A 21,371-nucleotide genomic window follows, 5' to 3' on the forward strand; every position below is an offset into this window, starting at 1 on the left:
CCTGTTAAACGTTCATCACCGGAATGGATTTAAACCGTAATAATTTTCACCGTATTGGTAGACCCACTGCTTTCACCCCGGGTCAGGATAACCCTGTCGCCTTGTTCAACATGCCCGCCCTTGACCAGTTCTTCAATGGCGCGGGACTCAACTTCCGGGTTATCACTGCGCATGGAGAACGGCAAACAGTGTACGCCTCGGTACAGCGCCAGACGACGACGAGTTTCTTCCAGGCGACTGAGCGCAAAAATCGGCAAGCCTGAGTTAATACGGGACATCCACAGAGCGGTACTGCCACTACGGGTCAGACAGACAATCGCACGCACACCTTCCATGTGATTGGCCGCGTACATTGCCGCCATGGCAATCGCCTCATCATTTTCCTGAAAGGAAAACTCCATCCGATGCTGCGATACAGTCGCTGCCGGTTGCTTCTCTGCACCACAACAGATACGGGACATCGCTTCTACGACACCATGCGGACATTTACCCGTCGCTGTTTCAGCAGAGAGCATCACCGCATCCGTGCCATCCAGTACCGCATTAGCCACATCAAAGACTTCAGCACGGGTTGGCAGGGAGTGTAGGATCATCGACTCCATCATCTGGGTGGCAGTAATCACCGGCCGGTTCAAAAGCCGGGCCGTGGCAATCATGTTTTTCTGTACACCAACCAGTTCAGCGTCACCGATTTCAACCCCCAGATCCCCACGGGCAACCATGACCGCATCAGAAGCACGAATAACCTCTTCCAATCGCTCCTGGCTTCGAACCACTTCAGCCCGCTCAATCTTTGAGAGGATTGCAGCATTGCCACCGGCCGCCTCCATCAGACGACGCGCCTCTTCCAGATCCTGACCATGACGCACAAAGGATACGGCGAGGTAATCCACACCAATATCGGCCGCCACCTGGATATCATGCTTATCCTTGTCAGTCAGGGCCGGTGCCGAGAGACCGCCACCCTGGAGGTTAATGCCTTTGTTATTCGACAGTACCCCACCGTTAATAACGCGGCAGTGAATTTTCATACCGTCAATATCAGTGACTTCCAGACTGACGCGGCCGTCATCCAGCAGCAGAACATCACCCACCTTGCAGTCATTGGGCAGCTGCTTATAGGCAATACCCACGGCTTCACTGTTGCCCTGATCTGTCGCCAGGTCACCATCCAGCGTAAAGCGATCACCGTCTACCAAGGTCACCTGTCCGTCACGAAAACGGGCAATCCGGATTTTGGGGCCCTGCAAATCACCCAGAATCGCCACCGTACGTCCCAGTCTTGCCGCAATGGACCGCACCCGCTCAGCGCGCAACCGGTGTTCTTCCGGCTCCCCATGTGAGAAATTCAGCCGCACCACATCCACACCGGCAGCAATCAGTTTCTCCAGTGCATCTTCACTTTGAGTCGCGGGTCCCAGGGTGGCAACAATCTTGGTTCGTCTCAGCATATTCATTTCTGGCCGGAAAGTTAGCAGGGCTATGCAGGCAGAATAGGGCAGGAAAACCATTGTCGTTAGTCTGACGAACAAGATTCTTCACTACTCAAAACAACCTGCGGCATAAACAGACGGCTTTTCGCCACCTGTAGTGAGGAAAAGCCGCCTATTTATGACTCATAAAACGAGAGACCGTTCAATGAACGGCCTCTTTTTTCTATTGGGCAACCATTAGGCGTTAATCAACGCTTTGGCGGTATCCAGCATACGGTTGGAGAAGCCCCACTCGTTGTCGTACCAGCTCATGACCTTCACCAGACGACCCTGAACGCGGGTCTGGGTGGCATCAAAGTTGGAAGAGAACGGGCTGTGGTTAAAATCAATGGACACCAGCGGCTGGGTGTTGATATCCAGCACGGTATTCATCGGTGCCTTGGCGGCTGCCGCAGCAACGATCTCGTTCACTTCTTCCACGCTGGTATCGCGTGCAGCGATAAAGTTCAGGTCAACCACGGATACGTTCGCAGTCGGAACCCGTACCGCCATGCCAGAGAAACGGCCCTGCAGTTCGGGCACAACCAGGCCAACCGCTTCAGCCGCACCGGTCTTAGTGGGGATCATGTTCAACGCCGCGGCGCGGGCGCGATACAGGTCAGTGTGATAAACGTCGCTCAGACGCTGATCATTGGTGTAGGCATGAATAGTGGTCATCATGCCGCTTTCAATACCAATCGCGTCGTTCAGGGGCTTGGCCACCGGCGCCAGGCAGTTGGTGGTGCAGGAGGCGTTGGAGATAACGCTCATGTCTGCCGTCAGGATGTCATGGTTCACGCCATACACGACGGTCGCATCCACGTCCTTACCGGGGGCAGAGATGATGACTTTCTTCGCGCCAGCATCAATGTGCGCCTGGCACTCTGACTTGGAACGGAAAATACCGGTACATTCGAACACTACATCCACACCCAGGTCAGCCCAGGGCAGATTCGCGGGGTTACGCTCAGCAAATGTGCGGATTTCATCGCCATTGACGTACAGGGCATTCTCGCCGGCTTCGACCAGGGCATTGAAACGACCATGAACGGTATCGTACTTGGTCAGGTGTGCGTTGGTCTTGGCATCGCCCAGATCGTTGATCGCAACAATGCGGAATTCATCGGTACGGCCTGCTTCATACAACGCGCGCAGTACATTGCGTCCGATACGCCCGTAACCATTGATGGCGATGTTGATCATGTAGTTTCTCCCGGTTTTAACCAGTGTCACGGTTAACTGTGTCTGTTCGGTGACAGTGTGATGGCTGTTTCGATACCATCGGCCGAAAGCCGTTGTCGATTACCCTTCACCTGCCTGCTGACTGACCTGGACCAGGTTTCTCCAAATACCACTGCCACCTGACCGGTACATCATCAGCCAATACACAAATGGTATTACAATGGTATTTAATCTAGCAACTCATTTATTGATCAAACAAAACCATTTATTGACACGAAACAATACCTTACAGAATCAAACAGGAGCCACCATAAGCTGACATAAAATCGATAGAACAAGCACAAGAAAGAATCTTCGACAGCAGCAAAAAGAAAGAACCATTTACAGACCTTTTCCAGAAAATCACCGCATAGGTATTACCCGAAAAGGCACGTATTCGGCGCTCACCTTATTACCAACCCGAAAATCACAATGGGAATAAATCATTGGAGCAGCCAAAAAAAAACCTCCAGTGAATAACCGGAGGTTTTTTTTGGCTTTAGGGCTGGCCAGCGCCTGCCCTGTTAGCAGAAATTACTTGAATTCTGCACGACCACGGTAGCTCGCCTTACTGCCCAGCTCTTCTTCAATGCGCAGCAGCTGGTTGTACTTGGCAACACGGTCAGAGCGGCACAGGGAGCCGGTCTTGATCTGGCCGGCAGCGGTTCCTACCGCCAGGTCTGCGATAGTCGCGTCTTCGGTCTCTCCGGAACGGTGGGAAATCACCGCCGTGTACCCGGCTTCACGGGCCATACGGATGGCATCCAGCGTTTCACTGAGGCTGCCGATCTGGTTGAACTTGATCAGAATGGAGTTGGCAATGCTCTTGTCGATGCCTTCCTTCAGAATGCGGGTATTGGTCACGAACAGGTCATCACCTACCAACTGCAGCTTGTTGCCGAGCTTTTCAGTGAGCACTTTCCAGCCGTCCCAATCGGACTCATCCAGACCGTCTTCAATGGAGATAATCGGATACTGGTTCGCCAGGTCGGCCAGGTAATCCGCGAAACCTGCGGAATCGAAGACTTTGCCTTCGCCCTTGAGGTCATACTTGCCATCGCGATAGAACTCGGAAGCCGCGCAGTCCAGCGCCAGAGTGACATCATCACCCAGCTTGTAGCCGGCATTCTCAACCGCTTCCTTGATCACCGCCAGCGCATCGGCATTGGAGGCCAGGTTCGGCGCAAAGCCACCTTCATCACCGACAGACGTGCTCAGTCCCTTGGCGGACAGGACTTTCTTCAGGTTGTGGAAAATTTCCGCACCCATGCGCAGCGCTTCGGCAAAGGAGCTGGCGCCGACCGGCTGGACCATGAACTCCTGGATATCCACATTGTTGTCAGCGTGTTCACCGCCGTTGAGGATATTCATCATCGGCACCGGCATGGAGTACTGGCCGGAGGTGCCGTTCAGATCCGCAATGTGCTGGTACAGGGGAATACCCTTCTCGGCAGCTGCCGCCTTGGCTGCAGCCAGGGAAACCGCCAGAATCGCGTTGGCGCCGAGCTTGTTCTTGCTCTCGGTACCGTCCAGCTCAATCATCAGGTTGTCGATCGCACGCTGGTCTGCCGCATCCTTACCCAGCAGGGCGTCACGGATCGAACCGTTGACATTGCCGACCGCGGTCAGGACACCCTTGCCCAGGTAGCGGCTCTTGTCGCCATCGCGCAGCTCCAGGGCTTCGCGGGAACCGGTGGACGCACCGGAAGGCGCGCAGGCCCGCCCCATGGCGCCAGACTCGAGAATAACGTCTGCCTCAATGGTGGGATTGCCGCGGGAATCCATGATCTCCCGGGCTTTGATCTCTTTGATGATGGCCATTACGTTCAACTCCACACAGAAGAAACCTGTCGGCTGGCTGGCTGAGCTAACTGACAAGCGGGCTGAAAAAGTGCGCCAATGGTATACGACAAGGATCGCTCTTTAAATACCACTGTTTGATTGAAATCATGAAAGAGCAATACCACTGACCATAAAAAGACAAAAAATGGTATTGATAGCTCAGAAAAACCGGATACACTGATACGCAGTCACGCATAATGCCGATCTGCTAGTAACGACACAATATAGCCCTATCCGTGCGAATAGCGACGCTATTTTCGCTGAATGCGATTACAGGCAAGCAGACGCCATGGCCGTCACAGTCTGCCCTGACCCGGATTGGACACATAACCGTCGAAAAATGGTATGGCATTACGCGTTTGAATAGACCGTCCGCCAAACCTGACGCTGCCCGACGATGACTGATACCACACTGACAAGCCGCCTGGTCGAACAGATTTTTGGCCAACCCGAAGCGCTCCGAAACAGCGCGACACCGCTCTACATCCAGCTTCAGAGCCTGATCCAGGAAGCGATCAGCAAGGGTATCCTGCAGTGCAATGACGCCCTGCCGGCGGAGCGTGAGATCGCCAGCACCATGAAGGTCTCTCGGGTGACGGTCAAACGCGCCATCGACGACCTGGTCAATGACGGCATCCTGACCCAACGCCAGGGGGCAGGAACCTTTGTTAATGAGCGTGTCGTCCATGAATTGAACCGATTAAACAGTTTTTCGGAAGTGATTCTGGCGGTAGACAAACATCCGGATTCCCGCTGGATTGAGCGGGGCGTCGGTCTTGCGACACCCGATGAAATCCAGAAATTGCGCCTGCAGCCCGGTGACGAGGTGGTTAGGATGTTCCGGGTCAGAATGGCTGACGACAAGCCGGTCGCCCTGGAGCACGCCACCGTTCCCCGTAAATTCCTGGATAACCCCTTTGGTATCACCGGTTCACTCTATGAAGCGCTGGACGAAGCCGGGATCCGGCCGGTCAAGGCTATTCAGCGGCTGCGGGCGGTGGCTGTCGATGCAACCTATGCGGATTACCTGGAGATTCCAGCCGGCAGCCCGGTAATATTCCTGGAACGTCATGGCCTGCTGGAAGACGACACCCCGGTGGAACACACCCGATCCCACTTCCTGGGGGATACCTTTGATTTTGTGACTGTGATCCGGGAGCCCTGACACAGGCGGCGTACCAGCTATCATCAGCTTTTGTGGGATCCCGCAAACTGACGTTCATTTGACATATCAGTCTATACGATAGGACACCAGGTTATACCTCGCTATCGCCCTTTTCAGTGCCAAAGAGATAACGCTGACCATATTACTGCCCATGCCATTTATGCCATGGCTTTTTCACTAAACTAAAAGACAGAAGCAGTAGCAGTACGCTGGATTCATAAGGATATGAAGTGCAGTAACGTAGTTTTCCTGGCGATGATCAGCGGTATGGCGGCCATGGGCGCCAAAGCCGGCAATTATTCGACACCAATGGATAACACCATCTGGCAGGTGGAGTCGTCGATATTCGCCTGTAAATTGACCCAGCCTATCCCCCACTTTGGCTCCGCCACCTTCATTGACGAAGCTGGCCTCCCTCTGATGCTGCAGATTGAATCCCCCGTATTGAGAAAGCAGGCTGATACCATCACGGTGTTTTCCAAACCCGCCCCCTGGCATCCGTTTGGCGCCAATGTCGAGCACGCCAGTAATCCGGTTCAGGATCATGCCTACCGTCATGAACCGGGCACCACTGAATTACTGGACAAGATGAGCAATGGCCTCTGGGGACAGTTTGATATCCTGGCCAATACCCAGGTCAAGCATCGGGTCACGCTATCCTCCGTGGGCATTGCGGATGTGATTGAGCCATTCAGTGAATGCCGAAAAACCCTGCTACCAGTGAATTTTGGCCAGATTAAACACACCATTGTCTATTACGATTCCGGCCAACAGGGCTACCGGAAGGACCATCACGCGTTCCTGCACGACATGATCACCTATATCCTGGCCGACCCGCGAGTGAATCGCATTGATATTGACGGCCATACCGACGGGATTGGCGACTCACTGGCCAACCGAACCCTGTCCATGGAGCGAACGGATGCCGTTCGCAACCTGATGCTCAAGCGCGGTATTGCGACATCCATGATCACGACCCGCTACCATGGGGATCGCTATCCGGTTCGCTCCAACAACACCGCAGAGGGCCGCGCCAAGAACCGGCGGGTTGAAATCCGTCTTTATCGCGATGAAAAACTCAAACATACGCCCAAGGCAACGGAAAATGCCAACAAAGAGCAACCTGCACTCTCGTTGACAAAAGAAGAAAACACGCCCACCCAGCACACCGATGAAACAGAAACACTTGAAGCAGCTCCGGCCGCCTCACTGGAAGAAGCTCCAGCCGCCTCCCCCCAAGAAGAATAAATACTTGACGCTTTTTCATTAAAAAAACACCAAAGTATTTCTCACTACCTCGATTCATAAACTTGCCAGAAAACTTTAATGTTGTTTAGCAATAACCAATCACACCGGCATCGTGAATTTGTCTATTTGGGCCGACGAATCTGAACAGGGGATGTTCTATATTTCAATTGTTCATAATTAAAAACATTTGATATGTCGTTGTTTTATTGAAGTTTTCATGGATATGAAAAGTCGTCAAAACCAATATCAATACTGAAGCGCATTCTTGCCTGTTGCATACGGAAATGACTAAACACAGCGTTCTCATGGTGGGAGAAACAGGTTTTGACTCGCCTGTCAGCCAACGACTGACAACGCTGCCGTTCACCCTCGAAAAAGTGGTTGATTGCCTTTCCGCAATAAAAGTAATTCAACAGAAGAAAATTGACCTGGTCATTGCCAGCGACCAGCTCCCGGATGCCACCACCCTCGAATTCATCCAGCAGGTTGGCCGTCATAATCCGACGCCTGCGCTCGTCATCGCCTCCCCTGATGCCTGCGTTGAAGATGCCGTTGCCGCTATCCATGCCGGCGCCAGCGACTTCATTGCCGGCAATATCACCCTTGAACGTTTGAACACGCTGCTGGAACAGCAACCCGTTGCCGATGAAGGTGGCGGTCCCATTGCGGCATCTGATGCCAGTCGCTCACTGTTGGCCATGGCCAGGCAGGTCGCCGGCACCGATACCACGGTGCTCATCACAGGTAACAGCGGTACCGGAAAAGAAGTGCTGGCGCGTTTCATTCATCAGCACTCTCCCCGAAAAGCGCAGACCTTTATCGCCCTTAATTGTGCCGCCATACCGGAAAACCTGCTCGAAGCGGAGCTGTTCGGCTACGTCAAAGGCGCCTTCACCGGCGCCTATACCAGTCGACCCGGAAAGTTTGAGTTGGCCAATGAAGGCACACTGTTCCTGGATGAAATCGGGGAAATTGCCGGGTCACTGCAGGCCAAGCTGCTCCGGGTTTTACAGGAACGGGAAGTGGAGCGTATTGGCAGCCACCAGAGTATTCGACTGAATATCCGGATTATTGCCGCCACCAACCAGGATCTGGCCCGGCAGGTCAGCGAAGGTACCTTCCGTGAAGATCTGTTTTACCGGCTGAATGTCTTCCCACTGCATTGCCTGCCACTCAGGGAGCGACGGGGGGATATCCTGCCACTAGCCCACCATTTTCTTGCCCGGACGGGTCGCAACCTTCATTTCAGCCCTGCAACAGAACAGATGTTGCTGAATCATGGCTGGCCCGGAAATGCCAGGGAACTGGAGAATGTGGTGCAGCGGGCGCTGGTGCTGGCAACAGGGAACAGTATTCAACCGGAAGCCTTGATGCTGCCGGAACCCAATACCCAGCCAGACACAACAGCCAACACCCGCCAACCTTCCCGTTCTGACAAGCTGCACAAACGTAGCCGGACGCTGGAGCAGGAGCACATCATCAGCACGCTGCTCCTGCACAAGGGGCACCGCACACGCACGGCTGAAACCCTGGGCATTACGACCCGAACACTGCGCAACAAACTGGCCGATATTCGTCGTCAGGGCATCGATATTGAAGCCCTGATCGCCCAGTCAAAAACATCAGACGAACCCCGATAACAGGGAGGACAAGGGAATGATCAAACCTATCGGTGATGAAGCATCGCTGCTCAACCTGGGACAGCCTGTCAACCTCGGCCAACGTATGCCCATCGACCTGAGTCAGTTTGGCCGCGCTGATGATCAGCCTTCATTCAGCTCACTGCTCAAGCAGGCACTGGATCATGTCAACAGTCTGCAACAGGACTCCAGCAACAGGATGCATGCCATTGAAACCGGTGCCAGCACCGACCTGGTGGGCGCAATGATTGCCGCCCAGAAATCCAGTCTGTCGTTCCAGGCCCTGATGCAGGTACGGAACAAGGTAGTTTCCGCTTACGAAGAAGTCATGCGGATGCAGATTTAACCGAATAGCACAGGCAGGACGCCATGGCAGACGAGCATACACCGCCAGCAGTAAAACACGAGTACCAGAGCCGCTGGCAACAGGTACTCACCCGGGTCAGCGCCATGATCCGGGAAAACCCGAAGTACCAGGGCCTGATGCTGATCAGCCTGGCGGGTTCGCTGGCGCTCGCCATTGTCCTGGTAATCTGGTCCAACAGCACCGACTACCAGCCCCTCTATGGCAGCCAGGAGATCTACGATGTCGGCGGTGTCACGGATGCCCTGGAGCAGGCGGGCATCGCCTACCGGGTACACCCCGGCAGCGGTCAGGTACTGGTTGACGCCTCCCGCCTTCCGGAAGCCCGGATGCAACTGGCAGCTGCAGGCATCAAGCCAGAAAAACCGGAAGGTCTGGAAGTGCTAGACAAGGAACAACCACTCGGCACCAGCCAGTTTCTGGAAAATGTGCGGTATCGTCGTGGGTTGGAAGGCGAGCTTGCCCGCACCATCATCAGCCTCCGGCAAGTCAGGAATGCCCGGGTTCACCTGGCGCTGCCTCGTAAGAGCGCCTTTGTCAGAAAGGCGGAAAAGCCTTCCGCTTCAGTCTTTGTCGATCTGCTTCCAGGACAAACACTCGACAAAACCCAGGTGGAAGCCATCGTCAACCTGATTGCTGGCAGTGTGCCCGGCATGGTGCGTGAATCCATTACTATTGTTGACCAGCATGGCACCCTCCTGTCCCGGGAACTGTCCATGAGAAACAATGGTCTGGACTTGGCCGAACGCCAGCTGGATTATATCGACAAGCTCGAACAGACCTACGAAAACCGGGTCAGTACCCTGCTGGAACCGATCGTGGGCTATGGCAATTTCCGGGTTGAGGTGTCTGCCGATGTCGACCTGAATCGGATTGAGCAGACATCCGAAGAATACGACCCACAGGCGCAGGCCGTAAGGAGCGAGCACTCCAGTGAGCGGCGAGAAACCGGTGGCAAAACCGGTGTACCAGGCACGCTCAGCAACGAACCGCCCTTAACCGGTGAAGAACAGCCTGCCGGCAAGGAAGTGGGCCAGAAAGAGTTTACCCGTAATTATGAAGTCGACCGGGTGGTCAAGCATGTTACCCGGCAGCAAGGCACCATTAACCGCCTGAGTATTGCTGTCGTCCTGAATGAGAGCGCCATGGCTGGCGGTAGCGTGCAGATGGAAGACCTGAAGCAGCTGGTACGCGATGCCATCGGCTTCACCGAGGCCCGGAACGATCAGATCAGCATTCATACTGCCAACTTTGTCGTCAACGATGCCATCGCCGAAAGCGGGATTGCCTGGTGGGAATCCCCCCAGATCCTCTATTACTTCCGCTACCTGATTGGCGGCATTTTAAGCCTCGCCGTCATCATGTTCCTGCTGCGTCCACTGGTGCAGCGGATTGTCAGCCCGCCAGAGCCGCTGCCTGCGCCTGTGGATGACGCCGCCGAAGCCGCCGCAGCCTTCAAGGCTGCACACCCTGATCTGGGGCTATTCAGCGACGAATCCCTTTCCCTGCTGCCACCCGAGGTGGCGGACTTTGAAACCCAGCTGGTAAGTGCCCGGAAGCTGGCTCACAAGGAGCCGGAGCGGGTGGCACAAGTCGTTAAAATGTGGATGAACACAACGGAATCATCATGAGTACCGACAACACTAACAAGATCAGCCAGACAGCTCGAAATGTCGCCATACTGCTGCTGAGCCTGGGCGAAAAAGGCGCCGCCCATGTGTTCAAGCACCTCAGTAAACAGGAAGTTCGCCAGATCACTATGGCCATGGCCACCATGCCGCCCCTGCGCCGGGATGAAGTGCAGACCATCCTGAGTCAGTTCTTCCATGAATATCGCTATGAGGCGGGATTCATCGGCGGCACCCAGCAATATCTCGAAAAAAGTCTCCAGCTGGCCATGGGCGAAAAAGACGCCACGAAAATGCTCGAATCCATCTTTGGGCATGAAGAAACCGGCAACGGCCTGGAGATGATCAAGTGGATGGGGGCATCCACTATCGCCGAACTGATTGCCCATGAGCATCCGCAGCTGCAGGCCGTGCTACTGGCCAACCTGGAATCCAAGCAGGCCTCGGATGTGCTCAAGCGGCTCCCCATGCATACCCATAATGATCTGCTGTCTCGGGTCGCCAAACTGGAAGAGCTGCATCCAGCCATCATTCAGGAACTCAACGCCATGTTTGATGACAACATGGTCGAGCTGAACTCCGGTCACAACACCACCATCAGCGGTATGCGACAGGTTGCCGATATCATGAACCGACTCAGCGAGGATGAAACCAAAAGCCTGCTGGCGCACTTCAAGGAACAGGATGAGACCCTGGCTGTTGAGCTTGAAAACCACATGTTTGTCTTTGACAACCTTGCAAAGGTCAATGACGAAGCCATCAACCGAATCATTGCCGAAGTGCCTCAGGATGTTCTGGTCATGGCACTGAAAGGCGCGCCGGATGAACTGATGGACATGGTCATGGGCAACATGGCCAAGAGTTCCGCCAAGTATCTGCAGGATGACATTGATAACCTGGGTAGTGTCAGGGCCAGCCAGGTGCAGGCCGCCCGTAAGGAAATGCTGGATACGGCTCGACGACTGGCTGATGAAGGCGAGATCGAGCTGAACTTCAGAGATGAAGAGATGATTGAATAACACGCCACACACGCAGGGATCGCGCCATGAAACAGTCAAGTCGTGTTATTCGGGGATCAGAGGAACAGTGCCAGCGGGTCAGCTTTCCGGCCTTTCGCCGTCCGCCCCGACAGGACGCGCTGGAGGTCCGGCCAGGCGAAACGGAAGCCCCTCCATCAAGGGTTGTACAGGAGCCCCTGGCAGCAGATTCTGATTACCCTGACATCAACGCCCTGATTGACCAGCATAGCGCCTATTTGCAGGCCAACGGCGCCGAGGGCTTTGCCGACGGTTACCGCCAGGGCATGGCGCTGGCGCGCAAGGACGGCTACGAACAGGGGCAGCAAAAGGGGCTGGAAGATGGCCGGACTGAGGGGCTGGCAGAAGGCCGCCAGGAAGGTTTTGAACAAGGCCTTCAAGAGGGCATCAACAGCGGACGAGAACAGGCCTATAAGGAAGCACTGGCGAACAGCGAACAGGAAATCAACGCCCTGGTGACCCAGCTTAACGGCCTTCTGTCGAATGTTCGTCACCTTTATGAGAACCGACGGGATGAAATGAGCGAATGGTTGTCCACACTGATTGAGACCATTGTCCGCCAGATCATCCGAAGCGAACCCAAAAGTCGCCCCGAACAAATTTACCGGGTTGTCCGGAATACGCTGCAAAGCCTGCCGGGTAACGATGGCACCTTCCAGATTTATCTCAATCCTGTTGATTCTGAGCGCCTGTTGCAGTTCAAGCCTGAACTCCGCGAACAGTGGGAGATTTTCGCTACACCCGAAATTGAACCGGGAAATTGCCGGATTGAAAACGGCGAACTGGAAGCGGAAGCCAATATTGAGCAACGCATCCAGGACTGCCTCGACATGGTGCGTCTTTACATGCCCGATGAGGTCGAGGAACGACTGTCATGACCGCCTCCGGTGAGGCTGCTGCTTTGACACTGGCAGAACGGATCAACGCACTGCCGGTTGCCCGTATCTACGGCCGGCTGACCAAAATGACCGGACTGGTGCTGGAGGCTTCCGGCTGCCAGCTGGCGGTGGGTGACCGTTGCCGGATAGAGTCCCGCCGTGAGCAACGCTGCATTGAAGCCGAAGTGGTGGGCTTTAATGATTCCGTCCATTTCCTGATGTCACTGGGCAATGCCAGCGGCCTGCAACCCGGCGACAGGGTACTGCCCCTCGGTCACGACATGGCCATTCCGGTCGGCAACCACTTCCTGGGGCGCGTCATCAATGGACTGGCGGAGCCACTGGATAACCATGGGGCCATTCGGCCGGACGAAACCATCCCCCTGAGCAGTCCGCCGATCAACCCGCTGCATCGCAAACCCATTACTGATCCCCTGGATGTCGGCGTCAGAGCCATCAACGGCCTGCTGAGTGTCGGCAAGGGGCAGCGGCTGGGACTGATGGCCGGCAGTGGTGTCGGCAAAAGTATCCTGCTGAGCATGATGACCCGCAATACCACGGCGGATATCACCGTTGTCGGCATGATTGGTGAGCGGGGCCGTGAGGTGAAGGAATTTATCGAACAAACCCTGGGACCAGAGGGGCTGGCACGAACGGTGGTTATTGCTGCTCCTGCCGATGAATCCCCGGTCATGCGCCTGCGTGCCGCACAGCTCTGTCACCGCATGGCAGAATACTATCGCGACCGTGGTCAGGATGTTCTGCTGTTGATGGACTCCCTGACCCGCTACGCCCAGGCACAGCGGGAAATCGCGCTATCCGTTGGCGAGCCTCCTGCCACCCGGGGATATACACCCTCCGTTTTCAGCCAGATTCCCAAACTGGTAGAACGGGCTGGCAACGGGATAGAGGGAAGCGGTTCCATCACCGCCTTTTACACGGTCCTGTCGGAAGGTGATGATCTCCAGGATCCTGTCGCAGATGCCGCTCGCTCAATTCTGGACGGCCATATCGTCCTCAGCCGTGAGCTGGCCGACAGCGGTCACTATCCTGCCATTGATGTCGAAGCCTCCATCAGTCGGGCCATGCCGCAGGTCGCTGATGAAACACAACAGAAAGCAGCCCAGGTCTTCCGACACTATTACTCACGCTATCACCAGTTCCGGGACATGATGGCCATCGGCGCCTACCAGCGTGGTGCCGATCCCGAGCTGGATCGTGCCATTCAGCTCTACCCGCTGATGCAGGGCTATCTCAAGCAGGGCATGTATGAACGGATTGACCATGCCAGCTGTATCCAGCAGCTCTACTCACTGTGGCAGGGCGGCACCACGCCCACGCCAGCCCCTGATAACGATACGGAGGTCGCATGAGCACATCGGTACAACTTCTGGAGAAATGCCTGGATATTCAGCAGCAACGTTACCGTGAGGCGATGAAAAAAGCGCTCCAGTCGGAGCAGAGCCTCAATCAACAGCGTGACCAGCTGACCTACCTGCAACAGGCCATCAATGACTACAGGACGGACACCAATACCCAGGTGACGCCAATGTCCGTGGTCAACCTGATCCGCTTTCGGAACCTGCTCCAGCAGGTGGCTGACTTGCAGCACCAGCGGGTCAACCGTGGTGAAGAGGAATACAACCAGCTCAGCCTGCAGGCCGCGGGTGAGCACCGCAAGCTCAAGGCGATGGAAAAATTACTGGAAAAAATGCACCAGAAAAGTCGCCTGAAGCTTGTAAAGAATGAACAGAAGATGCTGGATGATCATGCCATCCGGCAATATATCGATCAGCGTCAGGATGCCTGATCAGGCACGGTCGATATTCCTAGGGTGGCTGGCGCGTTCCAGCTGCCCCCCCTGGTTATACCCGGCCCTGGCGACCGAGTTACCCCAGAATAACTCCACCAGCCGCGCCGTGGCGGAACGTAACCGTCCCTGCAGGCGGCCATTCATCAGGTTCATCTCACGACAGCGTACCATCTGCTTTCGGATGGTTGTCCACAGCTCACGTGCGTCTCCCTGAACCCCTGCAGGCAATCCGGCAATCCACTGATTCATTCCCGCCATATCAGCCGTCAATCCCTGGGATACCAGGAGCTGGTTTCTCTGTAATGCATCCGTTTCCAGCTCTTCAATCAACCCTGCCAGCCGACTGCTTTCCTGCTCCAGGGAGACCATATCCCGCGCCAGCAGGTACTGGTATTGCTGCTCCAGTAATTGCTCCATCTGGGTCAAAAGGCGGTTGGTTTGACGCAGGGCTGTGAGCGTCGCGTCGGAGGCTGTAGCGGTCATGAGTCGATATCCTGAAGGAAACTCTCAAATTGCTGAATCTTTTTGGCCAGCAATTCCCTGTCGATGGGCATTTTTCCGGACTGAATGGCTTCCCGTAGTGTCTCTACCTTGGCCATATCAATGACCGGCAGCTGTTCAACCTCATCTTCCAGAATGCCCAGCAGACGTGCCTGGTCACTCAATTCCAGCCGATCCGTACCGGTAATGGCTGAAGGGGCTGGTACCTGCCGGGTAGCCGTCATCCCCGACAGCCGAGCGCCAGAACCCGGCTTATTCACTCCACTTACTCTGGACATGGCAGACTCTTTTTTCCTGATCGTTCTGAATCAAACAATCGGTAATTTTCTGTAAATCTTGAATCTGCGAAGGCCAAAACCGGCAAACTTTCGCTGCTTTTCTGACAGCCCTACAGGGGTTCCCTGAGCCGTTTAGCGCATGTAATCAAACAGGGACATCCCCTGAATTTTGACAAACGTCTGCTGCGCAGCACTAAGGGCCGTCTGCTGCAGGTTGAGCCGGGAGATCGCCTCAGCATAATCCAGGTCTTCCAGACCTGAGCGCAGCGTCTGATTCATCAAGATGACATCCTCATGGCTGTTGCCAATGGATGACATCGTATTCAGACGCCCACCAATCCGGGTCTGTACCTGCCCGACTTTATCGATCGTGTTATCGAGGGTTTTGAGCATGTCACCCAGTACCTCTGCCGGTACAAAGGTTCCCCCGCTGGAGATGTCTGAGGAAAAAGTCGCCAGTGCGGTAAAAGTATCAACGGCTGTTAACGTAAAACGATCACCTACAGCGGTTGCGCCATCAATTCTGGCCGAGACCACACCGGCAATCGTCAGCTCATCGCCCGTGACAGTCGTTGGCAGCAAGACTGCCGGCCCACCATCCTTGGGGGTGGCCGTTGTTGTCCAGGTACCAGCAACATTTTCCACGGAAATACTGTCGTAAAGACTGAATGCCTGCAGGTCAAGAATGTTCACATCTTCCAGGGTGGCCGTTCCTACTGCGGTGGCTGCCTGAACCCCACTGTTGAAAAAGAGGTCAGACCCCGGATCATTAGCCGCGATATCCGTCGTGCCGCTGACTGACACCAGTCGCTGGCCTTCTGAGCCCTGGTATTCATACACCCCCGGCGTTGCTGTCTCGGCTACCGGTACCGTCTGAGACGTCGTGCCTGAAAAAAAGTACTGGCCATCGGATCGCCGGTAATTAACCAGACTGAGTAATTCATCCAGCTGTTCGCCAATCACGCCGGCCATGGACTTCAAACCTTCCGGCCCCACGGCCACATTACCGGTCAACACGACGGTTTCACGTATACCCTGAAGGACATTGACCATGTTGGTAAGCAGGGTTTCCTCCTGCCGTAGCTCATTATCCAGAGCATTAATATTGTCACTGTACTGCTCAAGGAAGGCCACTTCCTTGTTCAGATGCAGTATCTGTACGGCAGCCAGCGCATCATCAGAAGGCTGCTGCAGCCGTTTGCCTGATGTAATGCCATCATAAGTCTTGGCCAGTTCACTCCCCTGCTGCTGCATGGAAGCAATCATCGTGTTATTAAACTGCACCGTGCTGACACGCATGGCGTTACCTCCTTGTTACAGCAAACCGATCAGGGTATCGAACACCCGTTGTGCCGATGCGACCACCTGGGCGCTGGCAGCATATGCCTGTTCAGCCCGGATCAGGGTCATGGCTTCTTCATCCAGGTTGACGCCACTGTAGTTGTTGCGCTCTTCCTGTGCCTTGAGCAGCATGGAGTTGGTGGTCTCCATGGCCGTGTTGGTTTGAAAGGTCATGACAGCCACTCGCCCCACCAGCTGGCTATAGCCCTCAGACAAGCTGAACTCGCCGCCAATGACATCACTGGCCTGCAGATCAGCCAGGTTTCTGGCTATCGTGTTATCGCCGGGTGTTGACGTGATGCCGGCCAGCGCCAGCTGTGCCGGGTTGTCATTGACGACATCAATCTCATCCCCTCCTTGCCGGGTGGGTTGCAGGAGATAAATCTCACCGGTATTGAGGGTGCCGCCATTAATCGTCAGTTGGAGTCCATCGAAATCCGCAAGAATAGCGCCTGGTGGCGCCGTCGTCGGCACCGTACCGGAACCGACTTGCTGCCCATCGGACTTACGGGTAATACGGTATTCTGGTGTACCGCCGTTATCGAGAACACGCAATTCATAGTCGCTGGCCGTCAGCTGCTGCGAATCCTGTACGGACAACAGCATGAAAGCATCACTCCCCGCTACACTGCTCGCCACTCGAATCCGCTCTGCCGCCGGGATACCGCTGAGAGGAAACTCCACGGTATAGACATCACCGTTCTGAATATTGGCAGGATCCGTAAACAACGCCATCTCCAAGCCATCAAAAGAAGGGTTCGTCGAAGACAACGAGGCAACCGTACCACTGGCTACGCTGACACTGTCGATGCTGCGCACAATGTCATAATTGCCCCCAGTGACCGTCATCACATATTCACCACCCGCAATAATGCTGGTCTGGCTGGTGACGCTGACCCCAAACTCCGCAGAGCCGGTATTTCCATCTGCCGGCACCACTCGGTCCATAGCTGACTGCCAGTTGATATCTGCCATCATCTGACTGGATGGCCAACCCTGTCGGTCTCCAAGATCGAATCCAGCCGAAAGAATATTGTTTACCTGGTCCGAAAATACCGTCGCCACCCGACCAATCTCATTAAGGGCCGTGCTCAACACACCCGTCTGAAACTCCTGCAGACCACCGATGGTGCCACTCACATTGCCTGTCAGCGGAACAACTGAAAACGTATTATCCAGCCCCAGACCTACCACATTGGGATCCAGCGGATCATCAATCACCGTAAGGCTGTTGTACTGAGATTCCAGTACCAGCGGATGGCCAGAATTCAAGTACACACCTGCCATGCCATCGCCCTGATCCAGTACAGTAATACCAATCAGCCCCGATAACTCTTCCAGTGCGCGCTCCCGCAAGTCCAGCAGATCATTCGGCTCACCGATCGAATTCTGGGAAGCTCGTATGCTTTCGTTGTACCCGGCAATACTGACGACCAGCGAGTTGACTTGCTCAACAGCTGCTTCCATCTGGTTATCCAGCAAGCTGGCCTGCCCTTCCAGCTGCTCATACACGGCGTGGAATTGCTGCGACAGTGAGCCTGCCTCACTGATGATATTCTGACGCGCGACTGACGAAAGCGGATCAACCGTCGCGGCATTGACAGCCGAAAAAAAACGCTCCAGCCCCGTCGTCAACACAGAGCTTTCATTCCCCAGATAACTGTCCAGGGAAGACATATAGCCGGCCGCCGTGGCCTTCTGATTGTATACCGTGAGGTTTTCCCGGATCTGGGCAGTCAGGAACTCATTATTAATCCGGCGTACATTGCCTGTCGTTACACCATCTCCAACGACGACGCCTGGCGAATTGTAGAGCTGTACATCCTGACGGGTAAAACCCGGCGTATTGACATTGGTGACATTGTGACTGCTGGTCTCCATCATTCTCTGGGAGGCCAGAATCCCGCTTTTACCAATTTCCAGCAAACTCATTGGTGTACTCCTTTACAGCACCCGGATCAGATAGATTGATCAAGCAGGGTGCCTTTCTGGTTATCGGCACCCGCATCCTGCTCATAACCGAACTGACGCATCATCACATCAGCAAGGCCGAAGGCGCCGGTCTTGCTCATCTCCGTTGCGATCCGGCTGTCCATCAGCGAGTAATACAGCGACATCTCGGAACCGCCCAGCAGGTCGTCGCCCCCCAGTGTTTCATTGGCCGTTCTGGCGCTTTTGAGCATCATATTGATAAACAGCGACTCAAATGCCCTCGTCGCCTGCTCCATGGATTTAGGCTTGTTTTGATGTGTCAGTAAATCGGCGCCTGACACCATGCCTGAATAATCAATGTTCATCCCTGCCTTCATATGACGATAAGCTCCGCTCTCAGTGCACCGGCCTGTTTCAGGGCCTGCAGAATAGACATCAGGTCTGCCGGGGAAGCGCCGACACTGTTGATGGCAGAAATAATATCCTGCAGGGAGGCCTCCTCTGGCAGCATAAACAGCGCCCCTCGCTGCTGTTCAATGGTCACTTCAGTGTTCGGTGTCACTACGGTCTGACCGAGTGATTCCGCTTCAGGCTGGCTGACATCGGCTCCCTCATTGATTGTGACAATCAGGCTGCCATGGCTGACCGCTGCAGGCAGTACCGTGACATTCTGTCCAATAACCACCGTGCCGGTACGGGAGTTGACAATCACCCGGGCCGGCGGTGCGGCTGCATCAACATTCAGATTTTCCAGCACAGCCATAAACGTCACACGTTCACTGCTGTCCGGTGGTGCAGCAATCACAATGGAAGCGCTGTCACGGGCCCGGGCGACATCTGGACCAAACTTGTGATTGACAGCCTGAACAATCCGGCGGGCTGTACTGAACCCGGGATCACGCAGGTTCAGGACAATTTCACGGTTTGAGGCAAAGCTGCTCGGCACACCGCGTTCAACGATCGCACCATTAGGAATGCGGCCAACGGTCAGTGTATTGATCATCACGCTGGCGCCCCCGCCGCTGGCGCCTGCGCCACCGACCACAAGATCGCCCTGGGCCACGGCATAAATTTCGCCATCGATCCCCTTCAGCCCCGTCATCAGCAACGTACCGCCACTGAGACTCTTGGCATCCCCAAGAGAAGAAACGCTGATATCAATACGCTGTCCTGGTCGTACAAATGGCGTTAGTGTGGCATGGACTGAAACAGCGGCAACATTCTTGGACTTGAGATCAGTCCCTGCCTGGGTAACCCCGAATTCCCGTAAAAGATTTTTCAGGGACTGATCAGTGAATTCAGTGGATTTATCACCCGTGCCATTGAGTCCTACGATCAATCCATAGCCAATCAGCGGGTTATTCCGCACGCCTTGAATATCAACCAGATCCAGCAAACGCTCAGCTTTTACCGACGCCGCAGTCAGTAATAACAGCAGGCCCAATACAAATGTAATCTGTCGTTTTAAGGCATCCATGCCCATAACAACTCCTTAGCCTAAAACGGGAAAAATGGACTGTTCAGCACCTTCATCAACCAGCCTGGCTCATGAATATTTTCCTGATACCCCACGCCGGAATACGTAATTCTGGCCTCTGCCAAACGCCGCGAGGAGACCTCATTGTTGGTATCAATATCTTCCGGTCGGACCAGGCCGCTCAAGCGAACAAACTCGGCTTCATTATTCAGCTTCAGCCACTTCTCGCCCTTCACCCTCAACGCACCGCTTTTCATAACTTCCATGACCTGAACGGTGACATAGCCGCTCTGAATGCTGTAGCCCCGGGATAGCGCCGTGTTACCGGTAAAATTTCTGTTGGGAGCCACATTAAATGCCAGAGAGTTAGCACCTCCCAGAATATCAGCCCCTGTTTTACCAAAGATGGTGGGGTCCGCCATGCTGAGAGTCCCTCGCTTATCAAGGGTCGTATTGGAATCCTTGGTAATTCGGGTACCGTCTTCCAGTTTTACCGTGAGAATGTCCCCGGAACGGTAGGCCCTGCGATCAGAAAACAGTTGCATGGAGTAGGCTTTGCTAAACAGGCTGCCATGATGATCAACAGACGTATTGACGACGGGTTGCTCCGGTGCCTGTGCCACAGCCTCTTCTGCCACCGGGATCTGCCGCAGTATTTTCTGCTGTGGGGCGGTGGAACAGCCCACTAATGCCACCAGCCCAATCAACGTCAGAAAGCAAATACTAATCCTCATGATCACCCCAGCGACTGATTGGCAAATTGCATCATCTGGTCGGCAGCGGAAATGACCTTGGAATTCATCTCGTAAGCACGCTGTACCGAAATCATGTTAACCAGTTCTTCCACCGCGCTGACGTTAGACATTTCCAGGGTAAACTGCTTGATTTTCCCGACGCCGTTGGCGCCTGCCAGATTCTCCACCGGCGCACCACTGGCAGCGGTTTCAACGTACAGGTTGCCACCCTTTGACTGCAGGCCTGCAGGATTGACGAACGTAATCAATGGAATCTGTCCCAGGTCAACTGGCTCGACAACACCCGGCAGGGAAGCGACCACGCTGCCGTCTTCACTGATAGTGACAGCCACTGCATCACTGGGAATCTGTATACCGGGCTCCAGGGGCAGACCGTTGGCGGTCACAATCGTTCCCTCAGCATTCATGTGAAACTGTCCGTTACGGGTATAGGCCTGAGATCCGTCTGCCATCGCGATCTGGAAAAAACCGCCACCAACAACCGCCATATCCAGTGCCTGTTCGGTCGTCTGGTAGTTCCCTGTGGTGAATATTTTCTGGGTGCCCGTGACCCGGACACCGGTGCCGACCTGCATCCCGGAAGGCAGGATGTTCTGCTGATCCGCTAACGCCCCCGGCTGCTTTTCAATGTGATAGAAAAGGTCTTCAAAGCTGACCCGGTCACGCTTGAATCCAACGGTATTGACGTTAGCGAGATTGTTGGAAATCGTCGCCATATGGCGATCCTGAGCCGCCAGGCCGGTCTTACTGATCCATAAAGCCGGATTCATCGTCCCTGT

20 protein-coding genes are annotated in these 21,371 nt (G+C 54.8%); 9 read left to right on the forward strand and 11 right to left on the reverse strand.

What is annotated here, in order from left to right; translation table 11 throughout:
• Nucleotides 1-29: 29 nt before the first annotated feature.
• The 3 genes from pyk to eno form a co-directional block, all read right to left on the reverse strand.
• Nucleotides 30-1,451 carry a pyruvate kinase gene (gene pyk / locus KHS78_RS07995; RefSeq protein WP_211827015.1) on the reverse strand — a complete coding sequence of 474 codons (1,422 nt, stop codon included), beginning with the start codon at nucleotides 1,449-1,451 and terminating at the stop codon, nucleotides 30-32.
• Between the two features lie 219 nt (nucleotides 1,452-1,670).
• A complete protein-coding gene (gene gap / locus KHS78_RS08000; protein WP_211827017.1) occupies nucleotides 1,671-2,675 on the reverse strand; it encodes a type I glyceraldehyde-3-phosphate dehydrogenase in 1,005 nt (334 codons plus the stop codon).
• 552 nt (nucleotides 2,676-3,227) lie between these two features.
• On the reverse strand, nucleotides 3,228-4,514 hold the full coding sequence (gene eno, locus KHS78_RS08005) for a phosphopyruvate hydratase (RefSeq protein ID WP_211827019.1): 1,287 nt from the start codon (nucleotides 4,512-4,514) through the stop codon (nucleotides 3,228-3,230).
• 418 nt (nucleotides 4,515-4,932) lie between these two features.
• Between eno and KHS78_RS08010 the strand changes: the two genes are divergently transcribed.
• The 9 genes from KHS78_RS08010 (at nucleotide 4,933) to KHS78_RS08050 (ending at nucleotide 14,305) form a co-directional block, all read left to right on the forward strand.
• Nucleotides 4,933-5,700: a GntR family transcriptional regulator gene (locus KHS78_RS08010; RefSeq protein WP_211827033.1), complete on the forward strand. Its 768-nt coding sequence runs from the start codon at nucleotides 4,933-4,935 to the stop codon at nucleotides 5,698-5,700.
• A gap of 225 nt (nucleotides 5,701-5,925) precedes the next feature.
• Nucleotides 5,926-6,948, forward strand: a complete 1,023-nt coding sequence (locus tag KHS78_RS08015; RefSeq protein WP_211827040.1) for a MotY family protein — start codon at nucleotides 5,926-5,928, stop codon at nucleotides 6,946-6,948.
• A gap of 284 nt (nucleotides 6,949-7,232) precedes the next feature.
• Complete coding sequence (locus tag KHS78_RS08020; protein WP_211827041.1) at nucleotides 7,233-8,588, forward strand: sigma-54-dependent transcriptional regulator; 1,356 nt, start codon at nucleotides 7,233-7,235, stop codon at nucleotides 8,586-8,588.
• Nucleotides 8,589-8,604: 16 nt separating this feature from the next.
• The gene (gene fliE / locus KHS78_RS08025) at nucleotides 8,605-8,934 is read left to right on the forward strand and encodes a flagellar hook-basal body complex protein FliE (protein ID WP_211827043.1); all 330 of its coding nucleotides are present in this window, start codon (nucleotides 8,605-8,607) and stop codon (nucleotides 8,932-8,934) included.
• A 23-nt stretch (nucleotides 8,935-8,957) separates the two neighbouring features.
• Nucleotides 8,958-10,583 (forward strand): flagellar basal-body MS-ring/collar protein FliF, encoded by a 1,626-nt coding sequence (gene fliF, locus KHS78_RS08030; protein WP_211827045.1) that lies wholly within the window; start codon nucleotides 8,958-8,960, stop codon nucleotides 10,581-10,583.
• On the forward strand, nucleotides 10,580-11,599 hold the full coding sequence (gene fliG, locus KHS78_RS08035; protein WP_211827047.1) for a flagellar motor switch protein FliG: 1,020 nt from the start codon (nucleotides 10,580-10,582) through the stop codon (nucleotides 11,597-11,599). Before fliF ends, fliG begins: the two co-directional genes overlap by 4 nt.
• Before the next feature lie 26 nt (nucleotides 11,600-11,625).
• A complete protein-coding gene (locus KHS78_RS08040) occupies nucleotides 11,626-12,495 on the forward strand; it encodes a FliH/SctL family protein (RefSeq protein WP_211827049.1) in 870 nt (289 codons plus the stop codon).
• Complete coding sequence (gene fliI, locus KHS78_RS08045) at nucleotides 12,492-13,868, forward strand: flagellar protein export ATPase FliI (RefSeq protein ID WP_211827051.1); 1,377 nt, start codon at nucleotides 12,492-12,494, stop codon at nucleotides 13,866-13,868. Before KHS78_RS08040 ends, fliI begins: the two co-directional genes overlap by 4 nt.
• Nucleotides 13,865-14,305, forward strand: a complete 441-nt coding sequence (locus tag KHS78_RS08050; RefSeq protein ID WP_211827053.1) for a flagellar export protein FliJ — start codon at nucleotides 13,865-13,867, stop codon at nucleotides 14,303-14,305. Before fliI ends, KHS78_RS08050 begins: the two co-directional genes overlap by 4 nt.
• Here KHS78_RS08050 and KHS78_RS08055 read toward each other — a convergent pair whose 3' ends face one another.
• The 8 genes from KHS78_RS08055 to flgG form a co-directional block, all read right to left on the reverse strand.
• On the reverse strand, nucleotides 14,306-14,791 hold the full coding sequence (locus KHS78_RS08055) for a flagella synthesis protein FlgN (RefSeq protein WP_211827055.1): 486 nt from the start codon (nucleotides 14,789-14,791) through the stop codon (nucleotides 14,306-14,308). It abuts the gene before it with no gap.
• Nucleotides 14,788-15,087 (reverse strand): flagellar biosynthesis anti-sigma factor FlgM, encoded by a 300-nt coding sequence (gene flgM, locus KHS78_RS08060; RefSeq protein ID WP_211827057.1) that lies wholly within the window; start codon nucleotides 15,085-15,087, stop codon nucleotides 14,788-14,790. The genes KHS78_RS08055 and flgM overlap by 4 nt, the downstream gene beginning before the upstream one ends.
• A gap of 132 nt (nucleotides 15,088-15,219) precedes the next feature.
• Nucleotides 15,220-16,386, reverse strand: a complete 1,167-nt coding sequence (gene flgL, locus KHS78_RS08065) for a flagellar hook-associated protein FlgL (protein WP_211827060.1) — start codon at nucleotides 16,384-16,386, stop codon at nucleotides 15,220-15,222.
• 15 nt (nucleotides 16,387-16,401) lie between these two features.
• On the reverse strand, nucleotides 16,402-18,360 hold the full coding sequence (flgK, locus tag KHS78_RS08070; protein ID WP_211827061.1) for a flagellar hook-associated protein FlgK: 1,959 nt from the start codon (nucleotides 18,358-18,360) through the stop codon (nucleotides 16,402-16,404).
• Nucleotides 18,361-18,386: 26 nt separating this feature from the next.
• Nucleotides 18,387-18,725: a rod-binding protein gene (locus KHS78_RS08075; protein WP_211827063.1), complete on the reverse strand. Its 339-nt coding sequence runs from the start codon at nucleotides 18,723-18,725 to the stop codon at nucleotides 18,387-18,389.
• Between the two features lie 8 nt (nucleotides 18,726-18,733).
• Nucleotides 18,734-19,837 carry a flagellar basal body P-ring protein FlgI gene (locus tag KHS78_RS08080; protein WP_211827065.1) on the reverse strand — a complete coding sequence of 368 codons (1,104 nt, stop codon included), beginning with the start codon at nucleotides 19,835-19,837 and terminating at the stop codon, nucleotides 18,734-18,736.
• 20 nt (nucleotides 19,838-19,857) lie between these two features.
• On the reverse strand, nucleotides 19,858-20,571 hold the full coding sequence (locus tag KHS78_RS08085; RefSeq protein WP_211827067.1) for a flagellar basal body L-ring protein FlgH: 714 nt from the start codon (nucleotides 20,569-20,571) through the stop codon (nucleotides 19,858-19,860).
• 2 nt (nucleotides 20,572-20,573) lie between these two features.
• Nucleotides 20,574-21,362 (reverse strand): flagellar basal-body rod protein FlgG, encoded by a 789-nt coding sequence (flgG, locus tag KHS78_RS08090; protein WP_211827068.1) that lies wholly within the window; start codon nucleotides 21,360-21,362, stop codon nucleotides 20,574-20,576.
• Between the last annotated feature and the right edge of the window lie 9 nt (nucleotides 21,363-21,371).

The organism is Kistimonas asteriae (genome assembly GCF_018263925.1).
Lineage (GTDB): Bacteria > Pseudomonadota > Gammaproteobacteria > Pseudomonadales > Endozoicomonadaceae > Kistimonas > Kistimonas asteriae.

Bases quoted from the DNA above. Each gene is read 5' to 3' on its own strand.
- flgL (WP_211827060.1), bottom strand. From the start codon at position 16,386: ATGCGTGTCAGCACGGTGCAGTTTAATAACACGATGATTGCTTCCATG.
- fliE (WP_211827043.1), top strand. From the start codon at position 8,605: ATGATCAAACCTATCGGTGATGAAGCATCGCTGCTCAACCTGGGACAG.
- KHS78_RS08080 (WP_211827065.1), bottom strand. From the start codon at position 19,837: ATGGATGCCTTAAAACGACAGATTACATTTGTATTGGGCCTGCTGTTA.
- flgG (WP_211827068.1), bottom strand. From the start codon at position 21,362: ATGAATCCGGCTTTATGGATCAGTAAGACCGGCCTGGCGGCTCAGGAT.
- fliF (WP_211827045.1), top strand. From the start codon at position 8,958: ATGGCAGACGAGCATACACCGCCAGCAGTAAAACACGAGTACCAGAGC.
- KHS78_RS08050 (WP_211827053.1), top strand. From the start codon at position 13,865: ATGAGCACATCGGTACAACTTCTGGAGAAATGCCTGGATATTCAGCAG.
- flgM (WP_211827057.1), bottom strand. From the start codon at position 15,087: ATGTCCAGAGTAAGTGGAGTGAATAAGCCGGGTTCTGGCGCTCGGCTG.
- KHS78_RS08055 (WP_211827055.1), bottom strand. From the start codon at position 14,791: ATGACCGCTACAGCCTCCGACGCGACGCTCACAGCCCTGCGTCAAACC.
- fliI (WP_211827051.1), top strand. From the start codon at position 12,492: ATGACCGCCTCCGGTGAGGCTGCTGCTTTGACACTGGCAGAACGGATC.
- KHS78_RS08020 (WP_211827041.1), top strand. From the start codon at position 7,233: ATGACTAAACACAGCGTTCTCATGGTGGGAGAAACAGGTTTTGACTCG.
- flgK (WP_211827061.1), bottom strand. From the start codon at position 18,360: ATGAGTTTGCTGGAAATTGGTAAAAGCGGGATTCTGGCCTCCCAGAGA.
- eno (WP_211827019.1), bottom strand. From the start codon at position 4,514: ATGGCCATCATCAAAGAGATCAAAGCCCGGGAGATCATGGATTCCCGC.
- KHS78_RS08085 (WP_211827067.1), bottom strand. From the start codon at position 20,571: ATGAGGATTAGTATTTGCTTTCTGACGTTGATTGGGCTGGTGGCATTA.
- pyk (WP_211827015.1), bottom strand. From the start codon at position 1,451: ATGCTGAGACGAACCAAGATTGTTGCCACCCTGGGACCCGCGACTCAA.
- KHS78_RS08015 (WP_211827040.1), top strand. From the start codon at position 5,926: ATGAAGTGCAGTAACGTAGTTTTCCTGGCGATGATCAGCGGTATGGCG.
- gap (WP_211827017.1), bottom strand. From the start codon at position 2,675: ATGATCAACATCGCCATCAATGGTTACGGGCGTATCGGACGCAATGTA.
- KHS78_RS08040 (WP_211827049.1), top strand. From the start codon at position 11,626: ATGAAACAGTCAAGTCGTGTTATTCGGGGATCAGAGGAACAGTGCCAG.
- KHS78_RS08010 (WP_211827033.1), top strand. From the start codon at position 4,933: ATGACTGATACCACACTGACAAGCCGCCTGGTCGAACAGATTTTTGGC.
- fliG (WP_211827047.1), top strand. From the start codon at position 10,580: ATGAGTACCGACAACACTAACAAGATCAGCCAGACAGCTCGAAATGTC.
- KHS78_RS08075 (WP_211827063.1), bottom strand. From the start codon at position 18,725: ATGAACATTGATTATTCAGGCATGGTGTCAGGCGCCGATTTACTGACA.